At 42.9% G+C, this 21,735-nt stretch carries 24 protein-coding genes and 1 tRNA gene; 8 read left to right on the top strand and 17 right to left on the bottom strand.

What is annotated here, in order from left to right; genetic code table 11:
* From ACYUCY_RS05295 to rpsF, 9 genes are all read right to left on the bottom strand, one after another.
* Nucleotides 1-1,584 (bottom strand): Y-family DNA polymerase, encoded by a 1,584-nt coding sequence (locus tag ACYUCY_RS05295; RefSeq protein ID WP_460225411.1) that lies wholly within the window; start codon nucleotides 1,582-1,584, stop codon nucleotides 1-3.
* On the bottom strand, nucleotides 1,584-2,348 hold the full coding sequence (imuA, locus tag ACYUCY_RS05290) for a translesion DNA synthesis-associated protein ImuA (RefSeq protein WP_460225410.1): 765 nt from the start codon (nucleotides 2,346-2,348) through the stop codon (nucleotides 1,584-1,586). The genes ACYUCY_RS05295 and imuA overlap by 1 nt, the downstream gene beginning before the upstream one ends.
* A 190-nt stretch (nucleotides 2,349-2,538) precedes the next feature.
* Nucleotides 2,539-3,498: an alpha/beta fold hydrolase gene (locus tag ACYUCY_RS05285; protein WP_460225409.1), complete on the bottom strand. Its 960-nt coding sequence runs from the start codon at nucleotides 3,496-3,498 to the stop codon at nucleotides 2,539-2,541.
* Between the two features lie 6 nt (nucleotides 3,499-3,504).
* Complete coding sequence (locus ACYUCY_RS05280) at nucleotides 3,505-4,215, bottom strand: DNA alkylation repair protein (RefSeq protein ID WP_460225408.1); 711 nt, start codon at nucleotides 4,213-4,215, stop codon at nucleotides 3,505-3,507.
* 78 nt (nucleotides 4,216-4,293) lie between these two features.
* On the bottom strand, nucleotides 4,294-5,670 hold the full coding sequence (gene dnaB / locus ACYUCY_RS05275; RefSeq protein WP_460225712.1) for a replicative DNA helicase: 1,377 nt from the start codon (nucleotides 5,668-5,670) through the stop codon (nucleotides 4,294-4,296).
* A gap of 374 nt (nucleotides 5,671-6,044) precedes the next feature.
* Nucleotides 6,045-6,491, bottom strand: a complete 447-nt coding sequence (rplI, locus tag ACYUCY_RS05270; protein WP_460225407.1) for a 50S ribosomal protein L9 — start codon at nucleotides 6,489-6,491, stop codon at nucleotides 6,045-6,047.
* A gap of 157 nt (nucleotides 6,492-6,648) precedes the next feature.
* Complete coding sequence (locus ACYUCY_RS05265) at nucleotides 6,649-7,506, bottom strand: YybS family protein (RefSeq protein ID WP_460225406.1); 858 nt, start codon at nucleotides 7,504-7,506, stop codon at nucleotides 6,649-6,651.
* Nucleotides 7,507-7,522: 16 nt separating this feature from the next.
* On the bottom strand, nucleotides 7,523-7,750 hold the full coding sequence (gene rpsR, locus ACYUCY_RS05260) for a 30S ribosomal protein S18 (protein ID WP_460225405.1): 228 nt from the start codon (nucleotides 7,748-7,750) through the stop codon (nucleotides 7,523-7,525).
* A gap of 1 nt (nucleotide 7,751) precedes the next feature.
* Nucleotides 7,752-8,210, bottom strand: a complete 459-nt coding sequence (rpsF, locus tag ACYUCY_RS05255; protein WP_460225404.1) for a 30S ribosomal protein S6 — start codon at nucleotides 8,208-8,210, stop codon at nucleotides 7,752-7,754.
* A gap of 394 nt (nucleotides 8,211-8,604) precedes the next feature.
* Between rpsF and ACYUCY_RS05250 the strand changes: the two genes are divergently transcribed.
* On the top strand, nucleotides 8,605-9,675 hold the full coding sequence (locus tag ACYUCY_RS05250; protein WP_460225403.1) for a TPM domain-containing protein: 1,071 nt from the start codon (nucleotides 8,605-8,607) through the stop codon (nucleotides 9,673-9,675).
* Nucleotides 9,676-9,714: 39 nt separating this feature from the next.
* Here the strand turns inward: ACYUCY_RS05250 and rlmB are convergent, their stop codons facing one another.
* Nucleotides 9,715-10,479 carry a 23S rRNA (guanosine(2251)-2'-O)-methyltransferase RlmB gene (rlmB, locus tag ACYUCY_RS05245; protein WP_460225402.1) on the bottom strand — a complete coding sequence of 255 codons (765 nt, stop codon included), beginning with the start codon at nucleotides 10,477-10,479 and terminating at the stop codon, nucleotides 9,715-9,717.
* Nucleotides 10,480-10,481: 2 nt separating this feature from the next.
* Nucleotides 10,482-12,968, bottom strand: coding sequence for a ribonuclease R (gene rnr / locus ACYUCY_RS05240; protein WP_460225711.1), 2,487 nt, complete (start codon nucleotides 12,966-12,968; stop codon nucleotides 10,482-10,484).
* Nucleotides 12,969-13,616: 648 nt separating this feature from the next.
* Between rnr and ACYUCY_RS05235 the strand changes: the two genes are divergently transcribed.
* Nucleotides 13,617-13,703, top strand: a tRNA-Leu gene (locus ACYUCY_RS05235).
* Nucleotides 13,704-13,831: 128 nt separating this feature from the next.
* On the opposite strand, the gene ACYUCY_RS05230 is transcribed toward ACYUCY_RS05235, so the two are convergent.
* The 4 genes from ACYUCY_RS05230 to ACYUCY_RS05215 all read right to left on the bottom strand — a co-directional run bounded on the left by ACYUCY_RS05230 (nucleotide 13,832) and on the right by ACYUCY_RS05215 (nucleotide 16,326).
* The gene (locus ACYUCY_RS05230) at nucleotides 13,832-14,278 is read right to left on the bottom strand and encodes a DUF4345 family protein (RefSeq protein WP_460225401.1); all 447 of its coding nucleotides are present in this window, start codon (nucleotides 14,276-14,278) and stop codon (nucleotides 13,832-13,834) included.
* On the bottom strand, nucleotides 14,275-14,964 hold the full coding sequence (locus tag ACYUCY_RS05225; RefSeq protein ID WP_460225400.1) for a helix-turn-helix domain-containing protein: 690 nt from the start codon (nucleotides 14,962-14,964) through the stop codon (nucleotides 14,275-14,277). The genes ACYUCY_RS05230 and ACYUCY_RS05225 overlap by 4 nt, the downstream gene beginning before the upstream one ends.
* A 191-nt stretch (nucleotides 14,965-15,155) precedes the next feature.
* Nucleotides 15,156-15,602: a nuclear transport factor 2 family protein gene (locus ACYUCY_RS05220; protein WP_460225399.1), complete on the bottom strand. Its 447-nt coding sequence runs from the start codon at nucleotides 15,600-15,602 to the stop codon at nucleotides 15,156-15,158.
* Nucleotides 15,603-15,831: 229 nt separating this feature from the next.
* On the bottom strand, nucleotides 15,832-16,326 hold the full coding sequence (locus tag ACYUCY_RS05215) for a fasciclin domain-containing protein (protein WP_460225398.1): 495 nt from the start codon (nucleotides 16,324-16,326) through the stop codon (nucleotides 15,832-15,834).
* Between the two features lie 348 nt (nucleotides 16,327-16,674).
* Here ACYUCY_RS05215 and ACYUCY_RS05210 point away from each other — a divergent pair, with 348 nt between their 5' ends.
* From ACYUCY_RS05210 to ACYUCY_RS05190, 5 genes are all read left to right on the top strand, one after another.
* Nucleotides 16,675-17,256 (top strand): SOUL family heme-binding protein, encoded by a 582-nt coding sequence (locus tag ACYUCY_RS05210; RefSeq protein ID WP_460225397.1) that lies wholly within the window; start codon nucleotides 16,675-16,677, stop codon nucleotides 17,254-17,256.
* Nucleotides 17,257-17,343: 87 nt separating this feature from the next.
* Nucleotides 17,344-17,694, top strand: coding sequence for a thiol-disulfide oxidoreductase DCC family protein (locus tag ACYUCY_RS05205; protein WP_460225396.1), 351 nt, complete (start codon nucleotides 17,344-17,346; stop codon nucleotides 17,692-17,694).
* 41 nt (nucleotides 17,695-17,735) lie between these two features.
* Nucleotides 17,736-17,921, top strand: a complete 186-nt coding sequence (locus ACYUCY_RS05200) for a DUF6435 family protein (RefSeq protein WP_460225395.1) — start codon at nucleotides 17,736-17,738, stop codon at nucleotides 17,919-17,921.
* Nucleotides 17,922-18,043: 122 nt separating this feature from the next.
* The gene (locus ACYUCY_RS05195) at nucleotides 18,044-18,562 is read left to right on the top strand and encodes a lipocalin family protein (protein WP_460225394.1); all 519 of its coding nucleotides are present in this window, start codon (nucleotides 18,044-18,046) and stop codon (nucleotides 18,560-18,562) included.
* An 81-nt stretch (nucleotides 18,563-18,643) separates the two neighbouring features.
* Entirely contained in the window at nucleotides 18,644-19,543 is a 900-nt protein-coding gene (locus tag ACYUCY_RS05190) for a TIGR01777 family oxidoreductase (protein ID WP_460225393.1), read from the top strand.
* A gap of 265 nt (nucleotides 19,544-19,808) precedes the next feature.
* Here the strand turns inward: ACYUCY_RS05190 and ACYUCY_RS05185 are convergent, their stop codons facing one another.
* Both ACYUCY_RS05185 and ACYUCY_RS05180 read right to left on the bottom strand, forming a co-directional pair.
* Nucleotides 19,809-20,321, bottom strand: coding sequence for a GNAT family N-acetyltransferase (locus ACYUCY_RS05185; protein WP_460225392.1), 513 nt, complete (start codon nucleotides 20,319-20,321; stop codon nucleotides 19,809-19,811).
* A complete protein-coding gene (locus ACYUCY_RS05180) occupies nucleotides 20,290-20,685 on the bottom strand; it encodes a rhodanese-like domain-containing protein (RefSeq protein WP_460225391.1) in 396 nt (131 codons plus the stop codon). The genes ACYUCY_RS05185 and ACYUCY_RS05180 overlap by 32 nt, the downstream gene beginning before the upstream one ends.
* 114 nt (nucleotides 20,686-20,799) lie before the next feature.
* Between ACYUCY_RS05180 and ACYUCY_RS05175 the strand changes: the two genes are divergently transcribed.
* The gene (locus ACYUCY_RS05175) at nucleotides 20,800-21,729 is read left to right on the top strand and encodes a helix-turn-helix domain-containing protein (protein ID WP_460225390.1); all 930 of its coding nucleotides are present in this window, start codon (nucleotides 20,800-20,802) and stop codon (nucleotides 21,727-21,729) included.
* Nucleotides 21,730-21,735: the final 6 nt, after the last annotated feature.

Here is a 21,735-nt window from a genome sequence, read left to right as displayed (position 1 = left end):
TTACCCATAAACCCCATGTACAAACCATTGTTTAGTCTTTAAATCTTTAAAGACCCAGTAATAGACACCATTCTTATGGTGAGCAATAAAATAATCTCGCTGACTTCGCTCTCGCCACCAATGGCTATCTAAGCGCTGCGGACTAGAGACCACTTTCATAAATGCTGGCTTGCTGTGTGCAATTGTCGCAGGCTCATGGATTGAATCAGGAGTTGGCATTAGCCATAGAGGTTTTGGGAAATTTGGCTGGCGATGATTATCAAGATTAATAGAGCTGATATCTTTTGAGTACTTCACTTTGATTGATCGAATTGTATCTGCATCAAGTTCTTTGGTTTGTAGTTTGTATTCCGGTAAATGTTCATCATTAAGCACCAACGTTTTTACCGCACACTCCCCCATACGTTGAGTTAATTTATCCAGTAGGAATTGATAGTCCTTGAGCTGATTATTTGGATGGGATATCTCGGGAAATAATTCCTGACTTGACTGTGACGCTGGAGAAAAATCGTCACAAACAAGCTCTAAGTTCTCAACAGGGGCTTTAAGGGTAATATTTTCTAACTTTAACAAGGTTAAATCGATATAAGCGTTCATGCCGCCATGGAGAGATGAAGTTGTTATCTCAATATCGTCGCATGGGATACCGTAATAATAAAAACGCCAATGGAAACTATTAGGATGATACTGATGAAACAATAGATATTGGTAAAACTCTGCCATCATTTGCCGAATGGGGATTCTTAAAGAATCCAATGTGTCAACACCATTAGCAAACGATTGTTCTATTTTGTATTTATCCGCAAGTTGATAATCACCGCGATAATCTCGATCTTCGCCAGTGATTTTTTTGAGTAAGGCCACAAGGTCTTTACCAAAGCGTCTTCCGATCTCCGCCCTCGGCAGGGTAAGTAATTCACCTAAGGTACCTAGACCTAGATTTGCCAATTGCTGTTGTTGTTTTTTATCGATATCGAGAAACGACAGGGGTATTTTTTTGAGTAGCAATAAAAAATGTTCTTGGTCATATTTTTTCCAATCATCTTTCGCATACCCGTCTAAGCCCAAAAAATATTGGCTAAGCAGCCAGGCGGCCTGCGGTGTATGCCCAAGACCTAAGCGATGAGCAAAGCCAAAACCTTCCAGGTCATCTTTAACTAAACTTAATAGGTTAGACAAACCAGAAAATAATTTCAAACAACCACCAACTTCAAGCAGCAAACAAAAATTTTTATAGCGCGATACGCTTGGTGAAAAATGGTAAGCCCAAGATAGCAAAGACTCCATGGCATTTTGTTCTGCGCGCTCATTTCTTGTTTTAATAATAACATCAGGCTGCAATACATATACCGAAGCCAGCTTCATACCAATATCAATACCGGCTTCTAGCGCAACGGGACAGGCGAAAGCAATTTTTTGTTGCTTATCAGAAATTGCATAAATAGCTTGGAGGGTTTTTATGTCTTCAAAAGATTCATTACCAATTATTTTTTTGTTTTTTTCGCTAACAAGTAAATCAATGGGTAATTGAAAAAAATCTAAACACAGCCATAAAATACTGGGCTTTTCATGTTGAGTCTTCATTATGAAAGCCCCCTCAACGTAGTGACGCTGGCTTTTTTAGCTATGTTATTTTTATTGGGGGAGCCTGATCGCGAATGCTTTTCTGAGAAGTGCATTAATACTTGCGAAGGCAAAGCTAATTGCTCTGGGCTATATTGTTGCAGCGAGGTTAAATCCGGCGTGAGTGTTAACTCAAGCTGCTGACCGCTCCAACCTCCACGCTGTTTTAAAATCGATACGGCCAAACCCAACTGTGAACAATCCAACTCAAGGCGTAATGATGAAGGCGAAGCCTCTCGCTTTACAGATCGATTGCGGTACAAGGTGTGCCAACATTGCCCACGGTGAGCGGCTTGTTGTAAACGGCGCAACTGGCGACTATTCAATGTCAGTTTATTGGCCCAGGTTAATACCGCCCCACAGCAACCAGACTGTAATGTCTGTTCGGCACACCACAATAAATCTTTGGTGTTTTTCGGCTCAAGAATCAATACCGCATCAGGATCAATACCGCCCTGTGCCAGGGCAGGCCCATAGGGAATGTAAGGGGGAGCAATAAAAACCAGCCAGGGTCGCTGTTGTAGCACTCGGCGCAAACCTGGCAATAATAAGCGGAATTCACCTATACCAATTTTCGGCAGTAGTAATTCCGTCGTCGCGTTATCCGGCCAGCCACCATCGTGCAAGATTGCATCCAGCGCTTCGTAACCTGTTGATATGACAGATCTTGTCCGGCAAACCTGAGAGGCCTGCCAAACCGACGGGAGCTGTAGTATCTCTGTCAATTTCGGATTCATGGCACTTATATAGGGGCTTCGTGCTCATCAGCATGTCGCCAATAGCAATATTATGTATAAACAATGGGTTGATCCCGGCGTATTACGGAAGGCCAATACTACTGTATTTAAATACAGTATAGCAATAGAAATGTATCTCGGAAGGAAAAAATGAAAACAGAAGAAAGAGTGACTAAGACTAGCTATTCAGCCAGAAATCTAATGTAGCTTTCGCCACTGTATCTGGGGATTCTTGCGGAGAACAATGATTTAAGCCGGGAAAAACTAAACGTTTTGCGTTTGGAAAAATTGCCGTCGCCTTCGGGACTATCGCCTGATAAATGGGCTCAGAACACTCGGCACTGCTGATTAACAAAGGACAAGAAATTGTAGATAGAGATTGGAAAGGATCGCCACGATGATCACCAAGATAAGCATCTTGAAACGCAAAAAGAATCGTCTCTAAAATTTGCGTTTCTATTTCTGGAGAGCACTGCAATTCTACTTGGCCGTCATCGCGATCTTTAAACCCAACATCAATGTAAGCTTTGAGTATCGCTTCATCCCAAGTTTTAAATACAGGCTTTTCTTTGTAGTTTGCAAACAACTCTTCTCGATCTGAAAACACGCTGCGCCGATTAGTAAAAGCTCGCGCGCGTGCTCGAATAGAATCTTTCACCGTATCATGCAGACGCTTTTTTTCTTCCATAGACACATCAATAGACACATCAATAGACACATCATTTGCAGCAGACAAGGTTGGCTCCATGACAAATATTTTTTTGAACAAGGTATTTTCAATGCTCTGCGCTATCAGCATATCTGTACCACCCGCACTATGGCCGACGGCATAGGTGTCTTTTAAGCCAAGTGCCTTGCAAAAACCAATACAGTCTTCGGCGAAATCCATAAACTCATAACCCTGCTCCGGCTTACTGCTAAGACCATGGCCACGTCGATCATAAGCAAACACTTGAAAATGAGAAACGAGTTGTTCCGCAATTGGATTAAACGTCGCTGCAACAAAACTAGTACCGTGTAATAAGAGTAGCGATGGCTTATCGACAGCGTCAGGATTCCAACATACGTAAGACAAATCCATACCGTTGGGCAAGGTAACTTTTTTGGCTTGTGGCAACATTTGTTCTTTCATATTCATCTGTAATTATTTTTTATCCGACAACTTATGCTGATTCTTTAAGGCCTCTCGTTTTGCCAAATTACTAAGCTTTGCCTCATGTTCACCAATATAACGTTGAACCTCTTTGATATCTTGCCAGGCATAGGAACGTAAAGCCCAACCAATGGCTTTTTGTAAAAAGAATTCCTGCTCGGCTAAAGACGGTTTAATACAGGCATAGAGAAATTTTAAATCGGTTTTCTTCTTAAAACTTAACTGGCTTAATATCGCCGTACGTCGCTTCCAGATATTTGCATCAACAGACCACGCCTTGAGAATTTTTTTCATGTCCTTCGGGTGTTGCTCTAATAAATAACCAATGCGATGGGAGGCAATCACGTCGACATAATCCCACCAAGCCCCAGTGACAATCATCTCTTCATACATTGGCAAAGTATCGAGGGTTTGAAACTCAAGATATTGCTTTGCTTCGCACAATAAAATTCCACAATGACGTTCTTCACGAAACTTGGCTTTGCGCCATAACAATAAAACAGTATCGCGCCAATCGTCGGAGTTTTTTAAAGGGTACTGAGCAAAAATCTCTTTGCAGGTGGAGCGAATCAATGGCATTTTCACACCATAAAAAGGGGTCGCCGACTTCATATAGGATTGCATTTTCTGAGCGGCGATGGGATCAGCTTGAGATTGAAGAGCGGCTTTAAGCGAGGAGATTAGTTTTTTATTGGCGGGCATTGTTGAGACCTAAAATACAACAACAATAAAGTCAGCAAAATATTTCTTATTGCAATAAAAAATACTTATCCAAAACTCTTAATATTCATCACTAAAATATTCTGGCGCTAAATTTTCGAAGCGGGTGAAGTGGCCGACGAAAGCGGCGCGGGAGGTACCAACTTCACCGTTACGTTGTTTGCCGATAATTAATTCGGCGATACCTTTGTCAGGGCTTTCTTCGTTGTAGTATTCGTCGCGATAAATAAATAACACAATGTCCGCGTCCTGCTCGATAGCACCCGACTCACGTAAATCGGAATTCATTGGGCGTTTGTTGGGTCGCTGTTCAACACCACGATTTAACTGCGACAAAGCAATCACCGGGCAGTTATATTCTTTTGCGATGGCTTTTAATGAACGGGAAATTTCTGAAATTTCTTGCGTACGGCCTTCGGTACTACCGGCAACATGCATCAACTGAATATAGTCGATAACAATCATTGCGGGTTCGCCGTGCTCACGAGCAATTCTACGGGCTCGGGCTTTAATATCTTGTGGCGTTAAACCCGGAGTGTCATCAATAAATAATGGGCGGCCTTTCATTTTACCAACAGCGGCAGATAACTTAGGCCAATCCTCTTCTGTTAATTTTCCGTTACGCATTTTGCCTTGATGAATTCGACCAATGGATGACAACATTCTCATGACGAGAGATTGCGCAGGCATCTCCATACTGAAAACTAAAACAGGCATATCTTGATTTAAGATCGCGCTTTCAACAAAATTTAACGCTAATGCAGTTTTTCCCATTGACGGACGTGCCGCCAGAACAATCAATTCACCATTTTGCCAACCGGAAGTTCGCTCATCTAAATCTCTAAGGCCAGTAGATAAACCAGTGAGATCGTCATCGGAATCAAACAATTCTTCAATACGTTTGATGGCGCCTTTTAATAAGCCATCTACTTCGAGAAAGCCGCCTTCTTTGGGTCGGTCTTCAACAATTTCTGCAACCCGTCGTTCCGCTAATTGTAATAAAGCGGCTGAATCCAAACCGGCGGGATTTAAACTGGAGCGACTAATCTCATTTGCTGCTGAAATTAGTTGGCGGACGGTGGAGTGATCACGAACGATTTTCGCGTAAGAAGTAATATTCGCAGCACTAGGCGTATGGGAGGCCATTTCCGCGAGATAACCATGACCACCAATACGATCTAACTCACCATGACGTTCCAAGGCTTCCGCCAAAGTCACGATATCGAGAGGCTTGCTTTCTGTTGCTAACTCCACCATCACTTTAAAAATCTGACGATGGTCGTCTTTATAAAAGTCTTCAACTGTGACGAATTCTGCAACTGCATCAAAGCGGCTGTTATCCAGCATTAGGCCACCGATCACTGACTGTTCAGCCTCAACTGAATGGGGCAAGAAAGTCTCTACCGCAGAGCGCTGGGCTTCTGGGGCATCATCCATAAAGTCGTTATCGTAATCGTCGGGTAATTCAGCTTCCAATGACATAGGCGTAGCTTGTTTCGTCGGGCGCTCCAGAGAGAGCTATTTAAGTTATTGTTTTTTAAAAGAATATATTTCAGAGTAAAGACAAGAATGAAATATTTTGCTCACTACAAGGTAAATATGTGCGCGCAAAGTTGCAGGAATTGTAACGGTTTTTGAGCTTCGAAAATACCGGCAAGCAAGAATATCGGGAAAAGAAATGACTACCTTAGTGCCGGTAGAAACAAGGTACTAAAACAAAAACGCCGTAACCAAGAGCCAACACATTGGGCCATCTAGTCACGGCGTTTGAAAGGCTGCTCTCAAAGGAGAGCAGCAAAAAACGACAATTTTTATTCCGCTTCGATAACTAATTTAATAGCCTGGGTCACTTCGGAATGTAGTTGGATATCGATGTCATTTTCGCCAAGCTCACGAATAGTACCCTGAGGCAAACGCACTTCAGCCTTAGTGACTTCAACACCAGCAGCAGTAATCGCATCGGCGATATCTTTAGTACCAATTGAACCAAATAATTTACCTTCGTCACCCGCGTTTGCTGCAATTGTTACAACCAAACCTTCAAGCTTGTTTGCTCTCGCTTGTGCCGCACCAATTTGCTCAGCAGCAGCCGCTTCTAATTCCGCGCGACGGGCTTCAAATTCTTGAATATTTTTTTCAGTTGCGGGTATCGCTTTGCCTTGCGGCATTAAAAAGTTGCGTCCAAAGCCAGCTTTTACACTTACCTTGTCACCAATCGCGCCAAGTTTACCCATTTTTTCTAACAGAATAACGTCCATCAGTATGTCCTCAATGTATGTCTCGCAAAATAATAGCGGCGAGAGTTTTAACTTAATTTATTTTCTGTAATTCAATATTGTAGAAAACAAGATATTGCGCTTCTCTACGTGGCTTATTTTTGCAAGCTCATTTTTTACGAGCCAGGTTTTTACGAGCTTAGCGGGACAGGATTTTTTTTCTAAAATCAACCCAGCTATCCATCAACCCAATAACAACTGCAACCAAATATATCGCGGGTAGCATTGTCAAAATATAAAAAGCAATTAACCACTGCTTACCAAGCTTTTTCTCCGCCACGATATTATGAACTATCGTAACGCTGACTAAGAATAATGGTAGCGCTGCAACAAGCCCCCAATAATCATATTCACGTCGACTCAAACCCAAAACAGCTAAACCGAAACAGAATAGTGCTTGGCTTAAGTTTAATCGAAATTGATGAAACTCAAGCTGAAAACCACCAGGGTTATACAACATTGCTTGCCACCAACGTCCAACTAGAAGTGCTAAAAATGCACTCGTTGTTGCGACATAAGCAACTATGCCAGTTACCTTTGGAGCACTTAACTCAGTCACCTCAGAAACTTCATAGCCTTGCTGCTTTAACTGCTGAACTGCTTGCGCTTGAACCGAGTTCCATTGATCAACAAAAGCATTAATATGTTCTGGAAATGTAGAGCCAAAAACAAATCCGCCGGTAGCGCAAATTGCTAGCAAACCCAAAACGCTGACTGGCCAAGTGGAGCCTGATCGCAACACTAGCGCACCACCAATGGTCGCAGCCATGATTGTTAACACCAAAAATGTAAACGGTAACAAACTTACATCAACAGCGGTGAAAACAATGTAGGGCAACAATGCCCACACTAGGATATAAAATCCATTAAGGCCGCCACGACGAAGAGTAACTAAGGCAATCGCAGCGGAACCTAAAAAGGGTACAAAAAAACAGAGGCCGGCAAAAGCGGCTGCTTGCGCTCGCCCACGCATAATAAATTCAGCAAGGGCGCGCACCAATACTACTCCGTTTTTACTCGTGGCTATCGGTATAAGGTAGCAACGCTAAATATCGCGCACGCTTAATCGCTGAAGAAAGCTGACGCTGATATTTTGCTTTTGTACCCGTGATACGACTAGGAACTATTTTCCCAGTTTCTGATACGTAAGCTTTTAATGTTTCTAAATCTTTATAGTCAATTTGCTTCACGCCTTCAGCAGTGAAACGGCAAAACTTGCGACGTCGGAAAAATCTAGCCATCTTATTCTCCTCCCTCTTCTATTTCGGTTTCGGCTTCATCATCTAAATCGTCAGCGTCTTCATCGCTTTCGTCAGACTCAGCTGCACGCGCTTCACTTTCTTCGCGCTGTTCCATACGGGTTCGGCGCTCACGATTTTCAGCTTCTGCTTTCATGATGTGGGATTGCTCGGTGACAGCTTCATCACAACGCATAACCATGTTTCGCAACACAGCATCGTTATAACGGAAAGCCGTTTCAAGCTCGTCCAATACTTCCTGAGTACATTCAACATTCATCAGGATGTAGTGGGCTTTATGAATTTTATTAATGGAATAAGCAAGCTGGCGACGGCCCCAATCTTCTAGACGATGAACAGTGCCACCACCATTAGTAATTGAAGAGGTATAGCGTTCCACCATACCGGGTACCTGCTCGCTCTGGTCTGGATGGACCAAGAACACGATCTCGTAATGTCTCATTGTGACTCCTTACGGGTTAAAGCTTCCCGTCTATTCAACATAAATAGCGGTGAAGCAAGGAGCGCTAGCTGGCAATCGAGGCCATAGCTAGCGGGGGCGGCTATTCTAGGGGCTTGCCAATGGCTTTGCAAGCAGCGGGAGGTCAATTTTTAGGCAAGACCCAGTGCTTTTGCAAAACCACACACTAAACTCAGAAAAAACCTCTATCTCCAAGCATCGGACGCTCTGAATACAGCCCAAACAAGGTATTAGACTAAGGACTTTGCTATCCTATTTGGCCAGCCGGGCCATAAAATTTCATAACAATATAATCGCCAGGCTTATACTCATAGGGGCAAAATCGGCTATGCGACAAAACCACCAAAGCGCAATAAACCTCCGTGCGAATGCCTCTATGAAAAAGTTTATTTTGATAGTCCTGCTTTGCCCTTGGCTATTCATTCAAGCCAGCCCATCCTCCGCGCAGAGCTACCCCTCCTATACATCAGTCTACGTAAACGATTTTGCCAACATCCTCGATGCGGAACGTGAATCACGCCTTACTCAAATGCTCACATCTACTCGGGAATCCCGCGGTGTCGAGATAACTCTCGTCACCATTAACAGCCAAAGCGAATATGGCTTCCCTAAAGACATCGAAGGTTTCGCGACCGGTTTGTTTAACAAGTGGGGAATTGGTGATGCCGCGAGAAACGATGGAATATTGATACTCGTCGCAGTGCAGGATAGGCAAATGCGTATCGAATTAGGCAGAGGATATCCCAGGCGTTTTGATAACGAAGCGCAAACAATTATTGATAATTATTTTTTACCTGCCTTCAAACAAGGGAATTACGCCTCGGGCATTGAAGCAGGAACAAGAGAAACAATTCAAAAGATTAGTCTAAACATTCAAAGAGAAGAACTAGGAATTATCGCCAGTATTTATGATTCGGGAAAATCACTAGTACAAGACTGGGCACCGAGTGGAGTTTGGCCATGGATTGCAGGCCTTATTAGTTCCTTTTTTGGATTTGTAGGAATCAATCGATACAAAAGAAACAAACCGAGAAACTGCCAGATATGTAATAGAGAAATGCAAAGACTTGGCGAGGGTACTGACGACCATTATTTAAATCACGGCCAGCAAGTTGAAGAAAAAGTGCTATCAAAAGATTACGATGTTTGGCATTGCATCGTCGACAACAGCATCATCATCGAAGGTTATCGGAACTGGTTCACTCGTTACAAAGTCTGCAAGTATTGCAATTTTAGAACACTCCATGTTGAGCGAACGGTGATTGATGCCGCAACCGAACACAGTACCGGCACCGCAAAAATTGATTACAACTGCAAAAATTGCAAGCGACATTGGTTTGAAAACGTAACAATTCCGAAAATCAGCCGCGATCACTCATCGTCGTCTTCTTCAAGCTCGTTTAGTGGCGGCTCTTCTTCCGGTGGTGGCGCTTCTGGGAGTTGGTAGCTTTTGGTAAGAAATAAGCGCTGGTAAAAAACTGAAAGTTTAATTTTTTCTCTGGCGAATCGCTTCAAACAAACACACGCCAACAGCAACTGAAACATTTAAACTACTAACACCGCCGATCATGGGGATGCTAGCAAGATAATCGCAAGACTCTCGTGTTAGGCGTCGCATGCCTTCACCTTCTGCCCCCATCACAATAGCCATCGCCCCTTTGAGATCCGTTTCGTAAAGCGATTTATCGGCCTCTCCCGCGCTACCAACAATCCAAATCCCTCGCTGCTGTAACGCTTTCATGGACCTAGCTAAATTGGTAACTGGTACATAAGGAATTAATTCTGCCGCGCCACTTGCGACTTTACGAACCGTGGAATTAATACTAGCAGAATTATCTTTTGGCGCGATCACCGCATGAACACCAGCCGCTTCTGCGGTTCGTAAACAAGCGCCAAGATTATGTGGGTCGGTGACGCCATCGAGAATAAGTAGTAATGGAGGGACAGATTGCTCATCGAGCTTATCGAGAAGCTGATTTAAAAACGCTTCGTCGTGAACCTCACCTGCACTGCATTCGGCGATCACGCCTTGATGATTACCGTCTTCAATATCATCAAGTTCATCGCGAGATTTAAAACTATAACTTACACCTTGCTTTTCGGCTAAGGCAATTAGCTTTGCCACACGCTGATCTTTACGACCTTGTAAAACATATAATTGTTTAACTCGATCAGATGCCGACTTAAGCAACGTTTGTACTGAATGAATACCAAACACATATTCAGTTTTTTTACTTTTCGATGCACTCAAGATTAACGTCGCCCCTTCTTAGCCTTGGTCTTAGCTTTGGTCTTTGCTGTTGATTTTTTTCCGGCTTTGGATTTAGAAGAGGTTCTTTTTTTCCCGCTGCCACTTTTAGCCGATGTTTTTTTCGGACGATCACCACGGGGGGATTTTTTATTTTTAGTACTTCCTGAAGTGGCTTTATCTACTTCTTTTTGTGTCAGCAGATTAGTCTTGGTTTTTTTCGACTCAACTAATTCAAAATCTACTTTTCGCTCATCCAAATTAACGCGAACAACTTGCACTAATAATTCATCACCAAGACGAAATACCCGCCGCGAACGCTCACCAATTAAACGATATTGCGCCGCTTCGAAGTGATAATAATCTCTCGGCAAAGAAGTGATATGCACTAAGCCTTCAACATATAAATCTTTTAATTCAACAAATAGGCCAAATCCAGTTACCGAAGTAACCACACCTTCGAATTTATCGCCAACGTGGTCTTGTAAAAATTCACACTTTAACCAACTGGTAACATCACGAGTTGCGTCATCAGCTCTTCTTTCCGATAACGAGCACTGCTCACCAAGTTGCAGCATTTCCCCCATACCGTAGGGGAAAATGGCTTTCTTCTCGATTAATGCCGCACCACGTACTCGTTGCACGTGTGCAGACTTTTTGCGTGAGTGAATGATATGACGAATAGCGCGGTGTACTAATAAGTCCGGATAGCGACGGATCGGTGATGTGAAATGCGCATAGGCTTCATAATGCAAACCAAAATGGCCAAGATTTTCCGGTTGATAAACCGCTTGCTTCAAACTGCGCAACATCACGGTTTGAATAACATGAGCATCAGGGCGACCTTGGATTTTCTTTAGAACCTCTTGGTAATGGGCAGGCGATGGTTTATTCCCACCAGGCAGATAAAGACCAAGCTCCGCAAAAAACTCTCGTAAATTTTCTAACTTTTCTTCCGTGGGGCCTTCATGTACGCGATACAAACCAACAAGATCATGCGCTTGCAGAAAATTTGCTGCACTCACATTGGCGCACAACATACATTCTTCAATCAGCTTATGGGCATCATTTCTTTGTACGGGAACAATTTTTTCTATCTTTCGTTGCTCGTCAAAAATAATTCGTGTTTCAACGGTTTCGAAATCAATTGCACCGCGTTTACTACGTTCCTTTCGCAATACTTTGTATAGATTATGTAGCTCATCGATATGGGGAACTACTTCGCGATACTGCTTACGAAGATTACTGTCACTTTCTTCTTGGTTGCGTTCTGCGATCATCTTTCCGACTTGGTTGTAAGTCAGTCGCGCATGAGAGTGGATAACTGCTTCGAAAAACTTATAGTCGCTGACCTTTCCTTCAGCACTAATCGTCATTTCACAAACCATGGTCAATCTATCGACATGGGGATTGAGCGAACACAAACCATTTGAAATGGCCTCTGGCAGCATAGGGATAACATGGTCAGGAAAATAAACCGACGTCGCGCGCAAAACCGCTTCACGATCAAGCGCGGTATCAGGCTCTACATAAGATGAAACATCGGCAATGGCCACCCACAAACGCCAGCCGCTGGTATTTTTTTCCGCCAATGTTTTTGCTGAAGTGATAGCTTCGCAATAAACCGCATCATCAAAATCCCGCGCATCTTCACCATCGATAGTAACGAAAGGAAGATGACGTAAATCAACACGATGCTCTTTATCTTTTTCTTGTACTTCTTCAGGAATTTGTCCCGCTTGATCAAGTACCACCTGCGGCCAAACATGAGGAATGTTGTGGCTCCGAATCGCCACATCAATTTCCATACCCGGCGCCATGTGATCACCGAGGACCTGAAGAATTTTTCCCGCCGGTGGATGCTTGCGATCAGGTTGCTGAACAATTTCAAGCTCTACAAATTGGCCACTTTTGGCTTTTTCACCTTCGTCTTTTACAACGAGAATATCGACGTTAATTCTTGGGTTGTCCGGACGTACAAATTCCACGCCTTGTTCTTTATAGTAACGCCCGACTAACTTCTCAGTGTTACGACTGAGTACCTCAACGATAACCGCTTCGTTCTTACCTTTAAAATTCGCCCCAGAAGGACGAACTAACACTTCGTCACCATCAAATACTTTTTGCATTTGCCGAAAGGGCAAATATAAATCTTCGCCTCCCGCTTGAGGAATAACGAATCCAAAACCATCTTTATGGCCCTGAACCCTACCGCGAATCAGATTCATTTTATCGACGCGCCCATAGGCTTTGCGGCGATCGCGAATCACTTGGCCATCCCGCTCCATGGCAATTAGCCGGCGGCGCAAGGCCTCGATATCATCTTCATCAGTCAAACCCAGCTCATCTACCAAATCTTCATGGCTCAAGGGTTTACCGGCAGCCTCCAACTTATCGAGAATAAATTCCCGACTAGCAATAGGCTGACTATATTTTTCCGCCTCACGCTTGGCGTGGGGATCTTTGTTTTTTACTCTAGTTTTTTTCAAAATATTAAATTACTCAATTAAAAGAAGCGGCTACTATACTCCGAGTGCGGTTTGACATAAACCAGCAGCAGCACTAAGATCGCGACCGATTGACACCCTCGGAACATGATTTCTAGTTCACTGAAAGATATCGACGATATATCACAACCCGATGACAGGACGGCCACGCGTCGCGTATCAGGTTGAGAACACTGAGATTGAAGTAAGAGTAAATTTTCAATAAATCGAAAATGCCCAGGTGGTGCGTCTTGTAAACGAAAAGCGTAGACACATCGTGTCGAGGGAACAGATCAAAATTCCGAACACTGAATAGTTAAATCCACCCTATAAATGCCCAGGTGGTCGACTGCTCGGCAAATAATTGTTCCTTCATTATTTGCATTTACACCATCCATGGTGCTCGATGCAGGAGGTAGAACAACGCAGGAGCAGTTGTCGAGAAATTGACTCGCCCCATCCATGGGACTCGGTTCTTCGAACCAACCAAAACGGACGGTTGTTCTAATTTGTTCCAAACAAATTAGTGGGAGATGAAGCACACGATGTGCAAATGCCGCGTGAGGCAGGAGCCGGAAGCGGCCACGCGTAGCGTGTCGGGCATTTACCTCCGAACCTATAATAAAACAGAATATTTAAATCCACCCTCGAATTGCCCAGGTGGTGAAATTGGTAGACACGCTAGCTTCAGGTGCTAGTGCTCGCAAGGGCGTGCCGGTTCAAGTCCGGCCCTGGGCACCATACACTTTTCCATCGTAGTTTGAATTTGCGAACAACTAATTTATCACTTCGAAGACACAGCCGGACTAATCCTGCTAACTCTTTTTATTCGCGCTTCGCGCAGAGTTGTGTAGATAAATTATTCCGACTCAAACATTATTTCCGCTTCCAACCCAGTAGTACACAACCAACAAAACCAAGGCGATGACGGTTGAAATTAATTCCATACCTAATAAATACCATTGAATAGACGATCCACTGTCGTCATAGAAAATACTGCACAAACGAACAATCCCAATAGTTCCCACAATCAATACCATTGCAACGAGGCCGGTTTTCACCTCAAAGAACGCAGCATACAAAAGAAAGCAAGCTATACCGAGCATTAGCCCGCCATAAGTTGCCCTGATCTCGGTTTTAGAAATACCACTATTAATAGAAATCTCCATCGGCAAAACCGTAGCGACGGGATTAACCAAGCCCAAGACCCCAAAATAAAAAAAGAGGCCCGCACCTATAATCAGGAATATTCTTGGTAGATTGGTAATTATTATTTCCATAATCTTCGACCCGATAACTACGTTTGTTATTTTCATTCATTTTGACGCCGCAACATCCTTTCCATCTTTCGCTTATACGGCCGAAACCAAAGTTCAGAAAATATTATTGCGTAAATAACAGGTTTGGAGATAATCGCTAAATATCTCTGAAAATCCTCTTGAGGCAAATTCGAATGTATCACCAATGATATGCTTGTGATTAAAGAGGCTGAAACCCCAATTATGTAAGTGTTATTTATAACCATTTTTGCGTGAGCGATAAACTTGTTGAGCCCTCGAACATAATTAGGATATTTCACAATCCACGAAGTATTGTCATACAGGCGGTAGGTTTCACGAGCACCATGACTGATAATTGACACTAAAACCGTAAGACCCCAGACGATAGATATGCTTGCGAGTTCCCATTTTCCATTCGTTGCTGTTAGCAGTACAACGGTCATCGTCACTAAGCCCAGAATAAAAAGACCAATGACGCCGCTCCAATCGATCACATATTCTGATTTTTCGTCTCTTAATGCCGCCTCATCTGATTGAGACAATTCAGCTGGAGAAACTTCGAATACCGTTGCGAATGCTAATTTGCTGTCCATTGAGACCGATCCATCTTTTTCAGCCCTCTGGATCGTCCTTTCGCTTATACCGCTTATAGCGGCTAACTTTTCCTGAGACCAGCCTCTATCTTTCCGCAATTTCGTTAGTTTTTCTGGCGATAGTTTCATTCGTCCTCTCCGGTTTTAAATTACGGAGATAATGGCTTAAAAAGCTTAAATATCACCACGACAAAAACCCGACAAGTATCCGCCAAGCCGTCGCCATGAAAATGTAATACTCCAAATAGGTTCAATCGAGATATCAAAAACTCTTCTATTCTTTTGAAATACCAAAATCAATTGCCCTAACTTCATGAGCTTTACTCAGGGACTCTAGAATTATGGAATTGAATTATTTTCCATTGACCATTTCGCTTAGATAGAGCCATGCTAACGCGAAGTGGCGTGCCGGTAACTTGGTCTTTGGGGGTGACTTGCCACATGCCAGAAACGATCACTTCGGTCTCAGACAGTACTACCACAGAATAATCCAAGGCACTTGCTTTACGTTCTCCGGGAGGGCGTCGACTCAAGCCGGAAAAGTATGCGTGAATCCCATCAGTATCTTGGACTAAAGTCTTCGAGCCAGTTCCCCAAAATAAAGCGTCTTCCGAAAATAGCCCAACGATTCCCGCAGCATCAGAGTTAGTAAAGAATTCTAGAAATTGCTCGAAGACTGCTGCCGCATCCTCTTTAGGGTCTGCTTGCACTGCTGGCGACAAGAATGGAAACAACACGAATACTATTGAAATTATTTTAGTTTTCAAAAAAACCTCGTTTAAATATTTTCGGGGCTTCATATCCGCGATTATATAGACATGAAACTAAACTGTCTTTGCTACAAAATTCAAGCTTAGCATTTCTTTTGTTCGATGCGGGTATTTGTTTAGCTAGATAGAGTGGCCTGTAAATTTTTTATATGTATATTTTTACTCATTTAGAATACCAAATATTGGTGAGGAAAATAGCCCCACCAATTTAAGGTAAAAAATGTATTTATTCAGGCATGATAACTGAATCGATAACGTGAATTACACCGTTGCTAGTTTTGATGTCCGTCATCACTACCTGGGCACCATCAACGAATACTTTACCATCTTGCACGCTGATCCCAACGGATGTCCCTTGCACGGTTTTCGCTTCTTTTAAAGCAAGCACATCTTCAGCCAATACTTCACCAGCGACTACATGGTAAGTTAACACATTAGTTAAAGCGGCTTTGTCTGCAATTAGTGCATTTAGAGTAGCAGCCGGAATTTTTGAAAACGCTTCGTCGGTGGGCGCAAATACAGTGAAAGGGCCATCACCTTTTAAGGTATCTACCAAGTCCGCGGCCTGTACAGCTTTAACCAAAGTCGTAAAGTTACTGTTCGCAATGGCCGTATCAACAATATCCATCTGCTTCTTCGCTTCGTGATTTCCAGCAATAGCAAACGTTGATATCAAAGCGAACAAAGCACTAATGATTCCGAGTGGTAATTTCTTTTTCATGATTAGGAGCCTCTGTAATAAATTGATTTATCTGACAACATCTGTGTCAGTCAACAGTTTGTACGGGGAAACATAAATTTGGATCAGTTCGTTGACCAGCATTTCAATTTGATCGACATTTCAAAGAAGAATTTGGATGATACTGATCCGAAGCTAGGCAACACTACGTATATACCCATTAATCGTTTTCAGAATTTTGATTCATCACCGGCATGCTCACTGCGTAACTAATCGAAAATTTAATAGGTGCCAAAACTAAAATGATTTTACGAAGACTTACAGAGGGTTAGTAGTATGGTAAAAAATTTATGCGTAGTGCTAATTATTATTTTTTTTACGAAGGCTTCCATGGCAACTGAAGAGCCGGAGTACACTGTTATAGAAAAATCCGGTGCTTTTGAGTTACGCGTTTATGCCCCTATGATTGTGGCGGAAACACAAACCTCGGGCTCATTAGATGAGGCCTCCGATGCTGGATTTAAAGTAATCGCGGATTATATTTTTGGAAATAACACCTCACGTACTGGTGACGGTGAGAAAGTAAGCATGACCTCTCCAGTAACTGTTGCGCCTCTGGGGAACGGAGCGCCAGAATCTGAAAAAATTAGCATGACCGCGCCGGTAAGCATGAAACAAATCGACGGACAGTGGCGGATGCATTTTGTGATGCCTGAAAAATATACCTTGGACAGCTTGCCCAGCCCCAATAACCCGGCGGTGGTATTGCGCGAAGTACCTGAACATAAATACGCGGTCCTGCGTTTTTCGGGTTTCGCCGGTGAAGCTAAAATTGCAAAAAAAACCGTTGAACTGACGACGTGGCTGGCCAGCAAAGGCATTCGCCCAACAGGTGCACCTGAAATTGCACGCTACGACGCACCCTGGACTTTACCCTTTTTTCGCCGTAACGAGATCATGGTGAGGTATTAGTCGAAGCCGTGTATAAACTTTTTAGAAGCTTGTTTCGTATATAGAGGTATGAAATCAACTTTTGGTTGAACATATAGAGGATCAATTGTGAATGCTTCACTCTTTTATGACGGCACATGCCCATTATGCAGCAGAGAAATTACCGTTCTAAGGCGCCTAAGTAATGGTCGCATGAACTTCATCGATATCCACCAAGTAGACAAAGAAAATATTCCCAGCAAAGAGGCGTTATTAAAGCGGCTACATCTACGTAAAACGGATGGTACTTGGCTGATTGGTCTGGACGCCAATGTCTATGCTTGGTCTCAGACACCCTACGGTATACTGTTTAAAATTTTGAGAATTTGGCCTGTTCGTATTATTGCCGACGCTATCTATAACCGTTGGGCGGACCAACGTTTCAAGAAACGTTATCAATGTAAGGCATGTTTAAAATAAAGAATATTCAATAGTTAAGTATTTTCAATAGGTAGGCACTTATGTTTGGATGGCTAAAAAAAGACCCTATTAAAAAACTCGATGCACAATACCAAGCTAAATTAAAAGAAGCTATGGAATCACAACGCAACGGTAACATTCGTCGCTATGCTGAATTAACACAACAGGCTGAGTCTATTCGTGAATCAATGGAAGCGCTAAAAATAACTTCGCAGAAAAACCATTAGCAGCGCAGCACGAAGACGCTTAAAATTTTACCTCAGCTTTCTGCCTCAACACGTTTGATTATTACACCTGAAGCCTGCACACCAACATTATTAGCCTAACTATTTGCTTGAGAAAATACATAATGATGAGAATCGCACTTGCTACTGTTCTGGCTTTAGCACTAACAGGCTGTCTTGGCATGCCTAAGAGTGTTGCACCTGTCGAAGATTTTAAGTTAGATCGCTACCTAGGCACATGGTATGAGATCGCACGCTTGGATCATTCATTTGAACGTGGTCTCGAAAATGTTACTGCCGAATATTCGATGCGTGAGGATGGTGGTGTTTCAGTTGTAAATCGCGGCTATTCAATTAAAACCAAAGAATGGGAAGTGGCCGAGGGCAAAGCGTACTTTGTCGGCGATAAAAATACTGGCTATCTAAAGGTGTCATTCTTTGGCCCTTTTTACGGATCCTATGTCATATTTCAGATTGACAAGGAGGGTTACGAATACGCATTTGTGTCTGGGCCAGATACTTCGTATTTGTGGTTACTATCCCGAACGCCAAAAATTGAAAGCGAAGTTATCAAAAATTTTGTAACTCTCTCCGATGAACTTGGCTTTGATACCAGCAAATTAATATACGTTAAGCATGAGTAAGGTACTTAGCTATATTACTCGCACTAATTGATTTCAAAATTTAGTAGTAAAAACTCGAAACGCATTATACGGGCCGCAAACATGAACTTGCTTATTACTGGAGGAACAGGTTTTATCGGTACGGCTTTGTGCTCCCATCTTTCAGATCAGCATGACATTACGCTTAAGACCAGATACCCGGAGTCAATCAGCGGAAATATAAAGGGGATTTCAAGTCTGAGCCAACTCGCTCCTACTAAAGTATTCGATGTGGTAATAAATCTTGCGGGAGAGCCGATTGCCAACAAACGGTGGTCTAAAAACCAAAAACGAAAAATTATCGATAGTCGGATAAACGGCACAGAAGAATTAGTTAACTTTTTCAAAAATTCCAAGGAGAAACCCTCTTTGTTGATTAGCGGGTCCGCAATTGGGTACTACGGCGTCGGATCAACAAACGAAACTATCGATGAAGACAATTCAGGAGATAAAAGTTTTTCCAGCAGTCTTTGCACCAAATGGGAAAATACTGCAATGCAGGCCGAATCCCTAGGGATTCGTACCTGCACGCTGCGCACTGGAATCGTATTAGGTAAAAACGGCGGCGCCCTCAAGAGAATGCTATTGCCTTTTAAGCTGGGACTAGGTGGAAGAATAGGAACCAGAGATCAGTGGATGTCGTGGATTCATATTGATGATCTAATCGGTATCATCAATTATTGTATCGAGCATAAAGATCTACATGGCCCGATTAACGGTACAGCACCAAACCCTACTAGCAATGCAGAATTTACCAAGATACTCAGTAAAACCTTAAAACGCCCTGCTTTTTTCCACCTCCCTTCACCCATCATTAAATTTCTCGCAGGTGAAATGGGCGAAGAACTGTTGCTAGCCGGTAAAAAAGTTGTTCCATCAAAAATATTGGCCGCGGGATATAACTTCAAATATGCATATTTGGAAGAAGCCCTATCAAATATATTACACGCCGAGCAAAAGTAAACGGCCTTTGCCCCAGCTTATTAACTCTCAAGATAGCAATCTTTTATTCAAGCTATCTAGAATTATGAAATTGAATTATTTTCCATTGGCCATTTTGTTTTCAAAAAACTCTCCCATTAAAAATTTTTCGAGACTCCATATTGCGATTACTTAAAGCATTAAAAAGCCACCCCGGTTCCGACTTTCAGCAAAGGTCGCCAACAATTGTAGAATAATACTCACTCCCAATCGAAAATAAATCTCCTTCCACCTACCCTTTGGACCTTCAAGCGCAAGCTGCAATTTGTCGAATATTTTCACCCGACAAACTAAACAACATCCATTCTCGTTCATGCCGAGCACCAAGCGAATAATAAAATTGCTGGGCTTTTAGGTTAGAAGACAATACATCCCAACGGATTTTATTGCTACCTTTGATCTCACACTCGCAGGCAAGCTGTTTTACTAATTTGAAGCCAACATTTTGTGAGCGAAAATCCTCAATAACATAAAGCTCTTTGATGTAAGTCCAAGGGTTTAGATCATAGGTGAAAGGTAAATGATAATACACCAACATACCAATCAACTGATGCTCCTGCTCAGCGACCAGCACCGAAAATATTCTTTGATCGATAAGTTTTTCATGGAGTACTGATTCGGTGACTTTAAAGTGTTGTGCATAGCCTTCGAATTCAGCCAACTCTCGCATCAGGTCAACCAGAACTGCACAATCTTTGCGTTGAGCGTGTCGAATAATACAGGTTTTTCTAATCGCGGCTTTCAAGGGTAAATCCTTCATCAATCCATCCCGTTACACCGCCGATCATTTTCTTTACCGGTCGATTCAAACCGGCTAACTTGATTGCCGCTTTTTCAGTTGCGTTGCAATGCGGACCGGCACAATAAACAACAAAGAGTGTGTCGAGAGGAAACCCCTGCAGACTCGTTTCATTAATTCGATGATGGGGCAGACTGATTGCACCCGCGACATGCCCCGAGTTGTAGGCTTCCTCTCCTCTAACATCGAGAAGGACGAAGTCTTGACGATGATTACTAAGCGCATGATGCACGTCCCAGCAATCAGTTTCGAATTTCAACAAACTTTGAAAGTGTTCTAGTGCGGCATGGCTATCCGCTGCGCTTGGTCTTGATACGGCTGACATAGTTTTCTCCTTAAGATGTTCCGGTGGCCATTATCTCGGGTTTTTCCACATCGAAATATTGGCTTAAAAGACAATCTTCGATAAGATCACGCCATTCTTTTACCGGGGACTCCATTGAAACACATCGCCATACTTGCCAATGATCAGGGCGCGTTCTTTGAGTTGGGCTGCGCTATCGAGGTATTCGGCCTACCTAGGCCAGAATATGAGAATTGGTATCAATGTGACGTTGTCTCATTTACTCAAGGCCCCTTGAACTTCACCAGTGGAATTCAAATTCACTGCAAAGTGATCGAATCTCTAGATGACTACAACATGCTTGTCATACCCAGCTGGCCGACAAATAAGTCCAAACCATCGCAGCAATTAATTGAGGAGGTTCTCAGCTTTCATAAAAAGGGCAAGCGAATCATCTCATATTGTTCCGGTGCATTTCTTTTAGGTGAAGCGGGTATTTTGAATGAACGCGACGCAACGACTCACTGGAAATATGCTGAGCGATTTAAAAAAGCATTTCCCAAGACCCACTATCTCGACGATGTACTCTACGTCTACGATGGGCTGATCGGTTGTTCCGCGGGCAGCGCTGCGGCCTTGGATTTGAGTATCGAAGTGGTGCGTAGCGATTACGGTTACAAAATTGCGAATCAAGTTGCGCGTCGTTTAGTTTTATCATCCCACCGAAAAGGTGGGCAATCTCAATTCGTTGAAACACCCATGTTAGCAATACCCAATCGTTTTTCAGAAACCTTGGACTGGGCACTCAATAATTTATCTTCCGCTATCGATATTAATACCTTAGCGAGAAAAGCAAACATGTCTAGACGAACTTTTGACAGGAAGTTCAAAACGACTTTCAACCTGTCTCCGAATAGCTGGCTCATTAATCAACGCTTAACTTTCGCAAAACAATTACTCGAAGAAAAAAAATACGCTATTGAAAAAGTGGCGCAAATGTCTGGCTTTGGTAATTCAATCACGATGCGGCACCATTTCAATAAATCTTATGGGATTTCGCCCAAACAATATAAGCAGCAATTTTAAATCTAG

The sequence above is a fragment of the Aurantivibrio infirmus genome (genome assembly GCF_054767315.1).
This window is presented reverse-complemented; position numbering and strand designations above follow the sequence as displayed.

Excerpts from the sequence above, each read along its gene's own strand:
- rpsF (WP_460225404.1), bottom strand. The coding sequence starts at position 8,210 with ATGAGACATTACGAGATCGTGTTCTTGGTCCATCCAGACCAGAGCGAG.
- ACYUCY_RS05180 (WP_460225391.1), bottom strand. The coding sequence starts at position 20,685 with ATGTCAGCCGTATCAAGACCAAGCGCAGCGGATAGCCATGCCGCACTA.
- ACYUCY_RS05285 (WP_460225409.1), bottom strand. The coding sequence starts at position 3,498 with ATGAATATGAAAGAACAAATGTTGCCACAAGCCAAAAAAGTTACCTTG.
- ACYUCY_RS05185 (WP_460225392.1), bottom strand. The coding sequence starts at position 20,321 with ATGAAGGATTTACCCTTGAAAGCCGCGATTAGAAAAACCTGTATTATT.
- rpsR (WP_460225405.1), bottom strand. The coding sequence starts at position 7,750 with ATGGCTAGATTTTTCCGACGTCGCAAGTTTTGCCGTTTCACTGCTGAA.
- ACYUCY_RS05280 (WP_460225408.1), bottom strand. The coding sequence starts at position 4,215 with ATGCCCGCCAATAAAAAACTAATCTCCTCGCTTAAAGCCGCTCTTCAA.
- ACYUCY_RS05190 (WP_460225393.1), top strand. The coding sequence starts at position 18,644 with ATGAACTTGCTTATTACTGGAGGAACAGGTTTTATCGGTACGGCTTTG.
- ACYUCY_RS05215 (WP_460225398.1), bottom strand. The coding sequence starts at position 16,326 with ATGAAAAAGAAATTACCACTCGGAATCATTAGTGCTTTGTTCGCTTTG.
- ACYUCY_RS05250 (WP_460225403.1), top strand. The coding sequence starts at position 8,605 with ATGAAAAAGTTTATTTTGATAGTCCTGCTTTGCCCTTGGCTATTCATT.
- ACYUCY_RS05225 (WP_460225400.1), bottom strand. The coding sequence starts at position 14,964 with ATGAAACTATCGCCAGAAAAACTAACGAAATTGCGGAAAGATAGAGGC.
- ACYUCY_RS05295 (WP_460225411.1), bottom strand. The coding sequence starts at position 1,584 with ATGAAGACTCAACATGAAAAGCCCAGTATTTTATGGCTGTGTTTAGAT.
- ACYUCY_RS05200 (WP_460225395.1), top strand. The coding sequence starts at position 17,736 with ATGTTTGGATGGCTAAAAAAAGACCCTATTAAAAAACTCGATGCACAA.
- dnaB (WP_460225712.1), bottom strand. The coding sequence starts at position 5,670 with ATGGATGATGCCCCAGAAGCCCAGCGCTCTGCGGTAGAGACTTTCTTG.
- ACYUCY_RS05195 (WP_460225394.1), top strand. The coding sequence starts at position 18,044 with ATGATGAGAATCGCACTTGCTACTGTTCTGGCTTTAGCACTAACAGGC.
- rplI (WP_460225407.1), bottom strand. The coding sequence starts at position 6,491 with ATGGACGTTATTCTGTTAGAAAAAATGGGTAAACTTGGCGCGATTGGT.
- ACYUCY_RS05210 (WP_460225397.1), top strand. The coding sequence starts at position 16,675 with ATGGCAACTGAAGAGCCGGAGTACACTGTTATAGAAAAATCCGGTGCT.
- ACYUCY_RS05230 (WP_460225401.1), bottom strand. The coding sequence starts at position 14,278 with ATGAAAATAACAAACGTAGTTATCGGGTCGAAGATTATGGAAATAATA.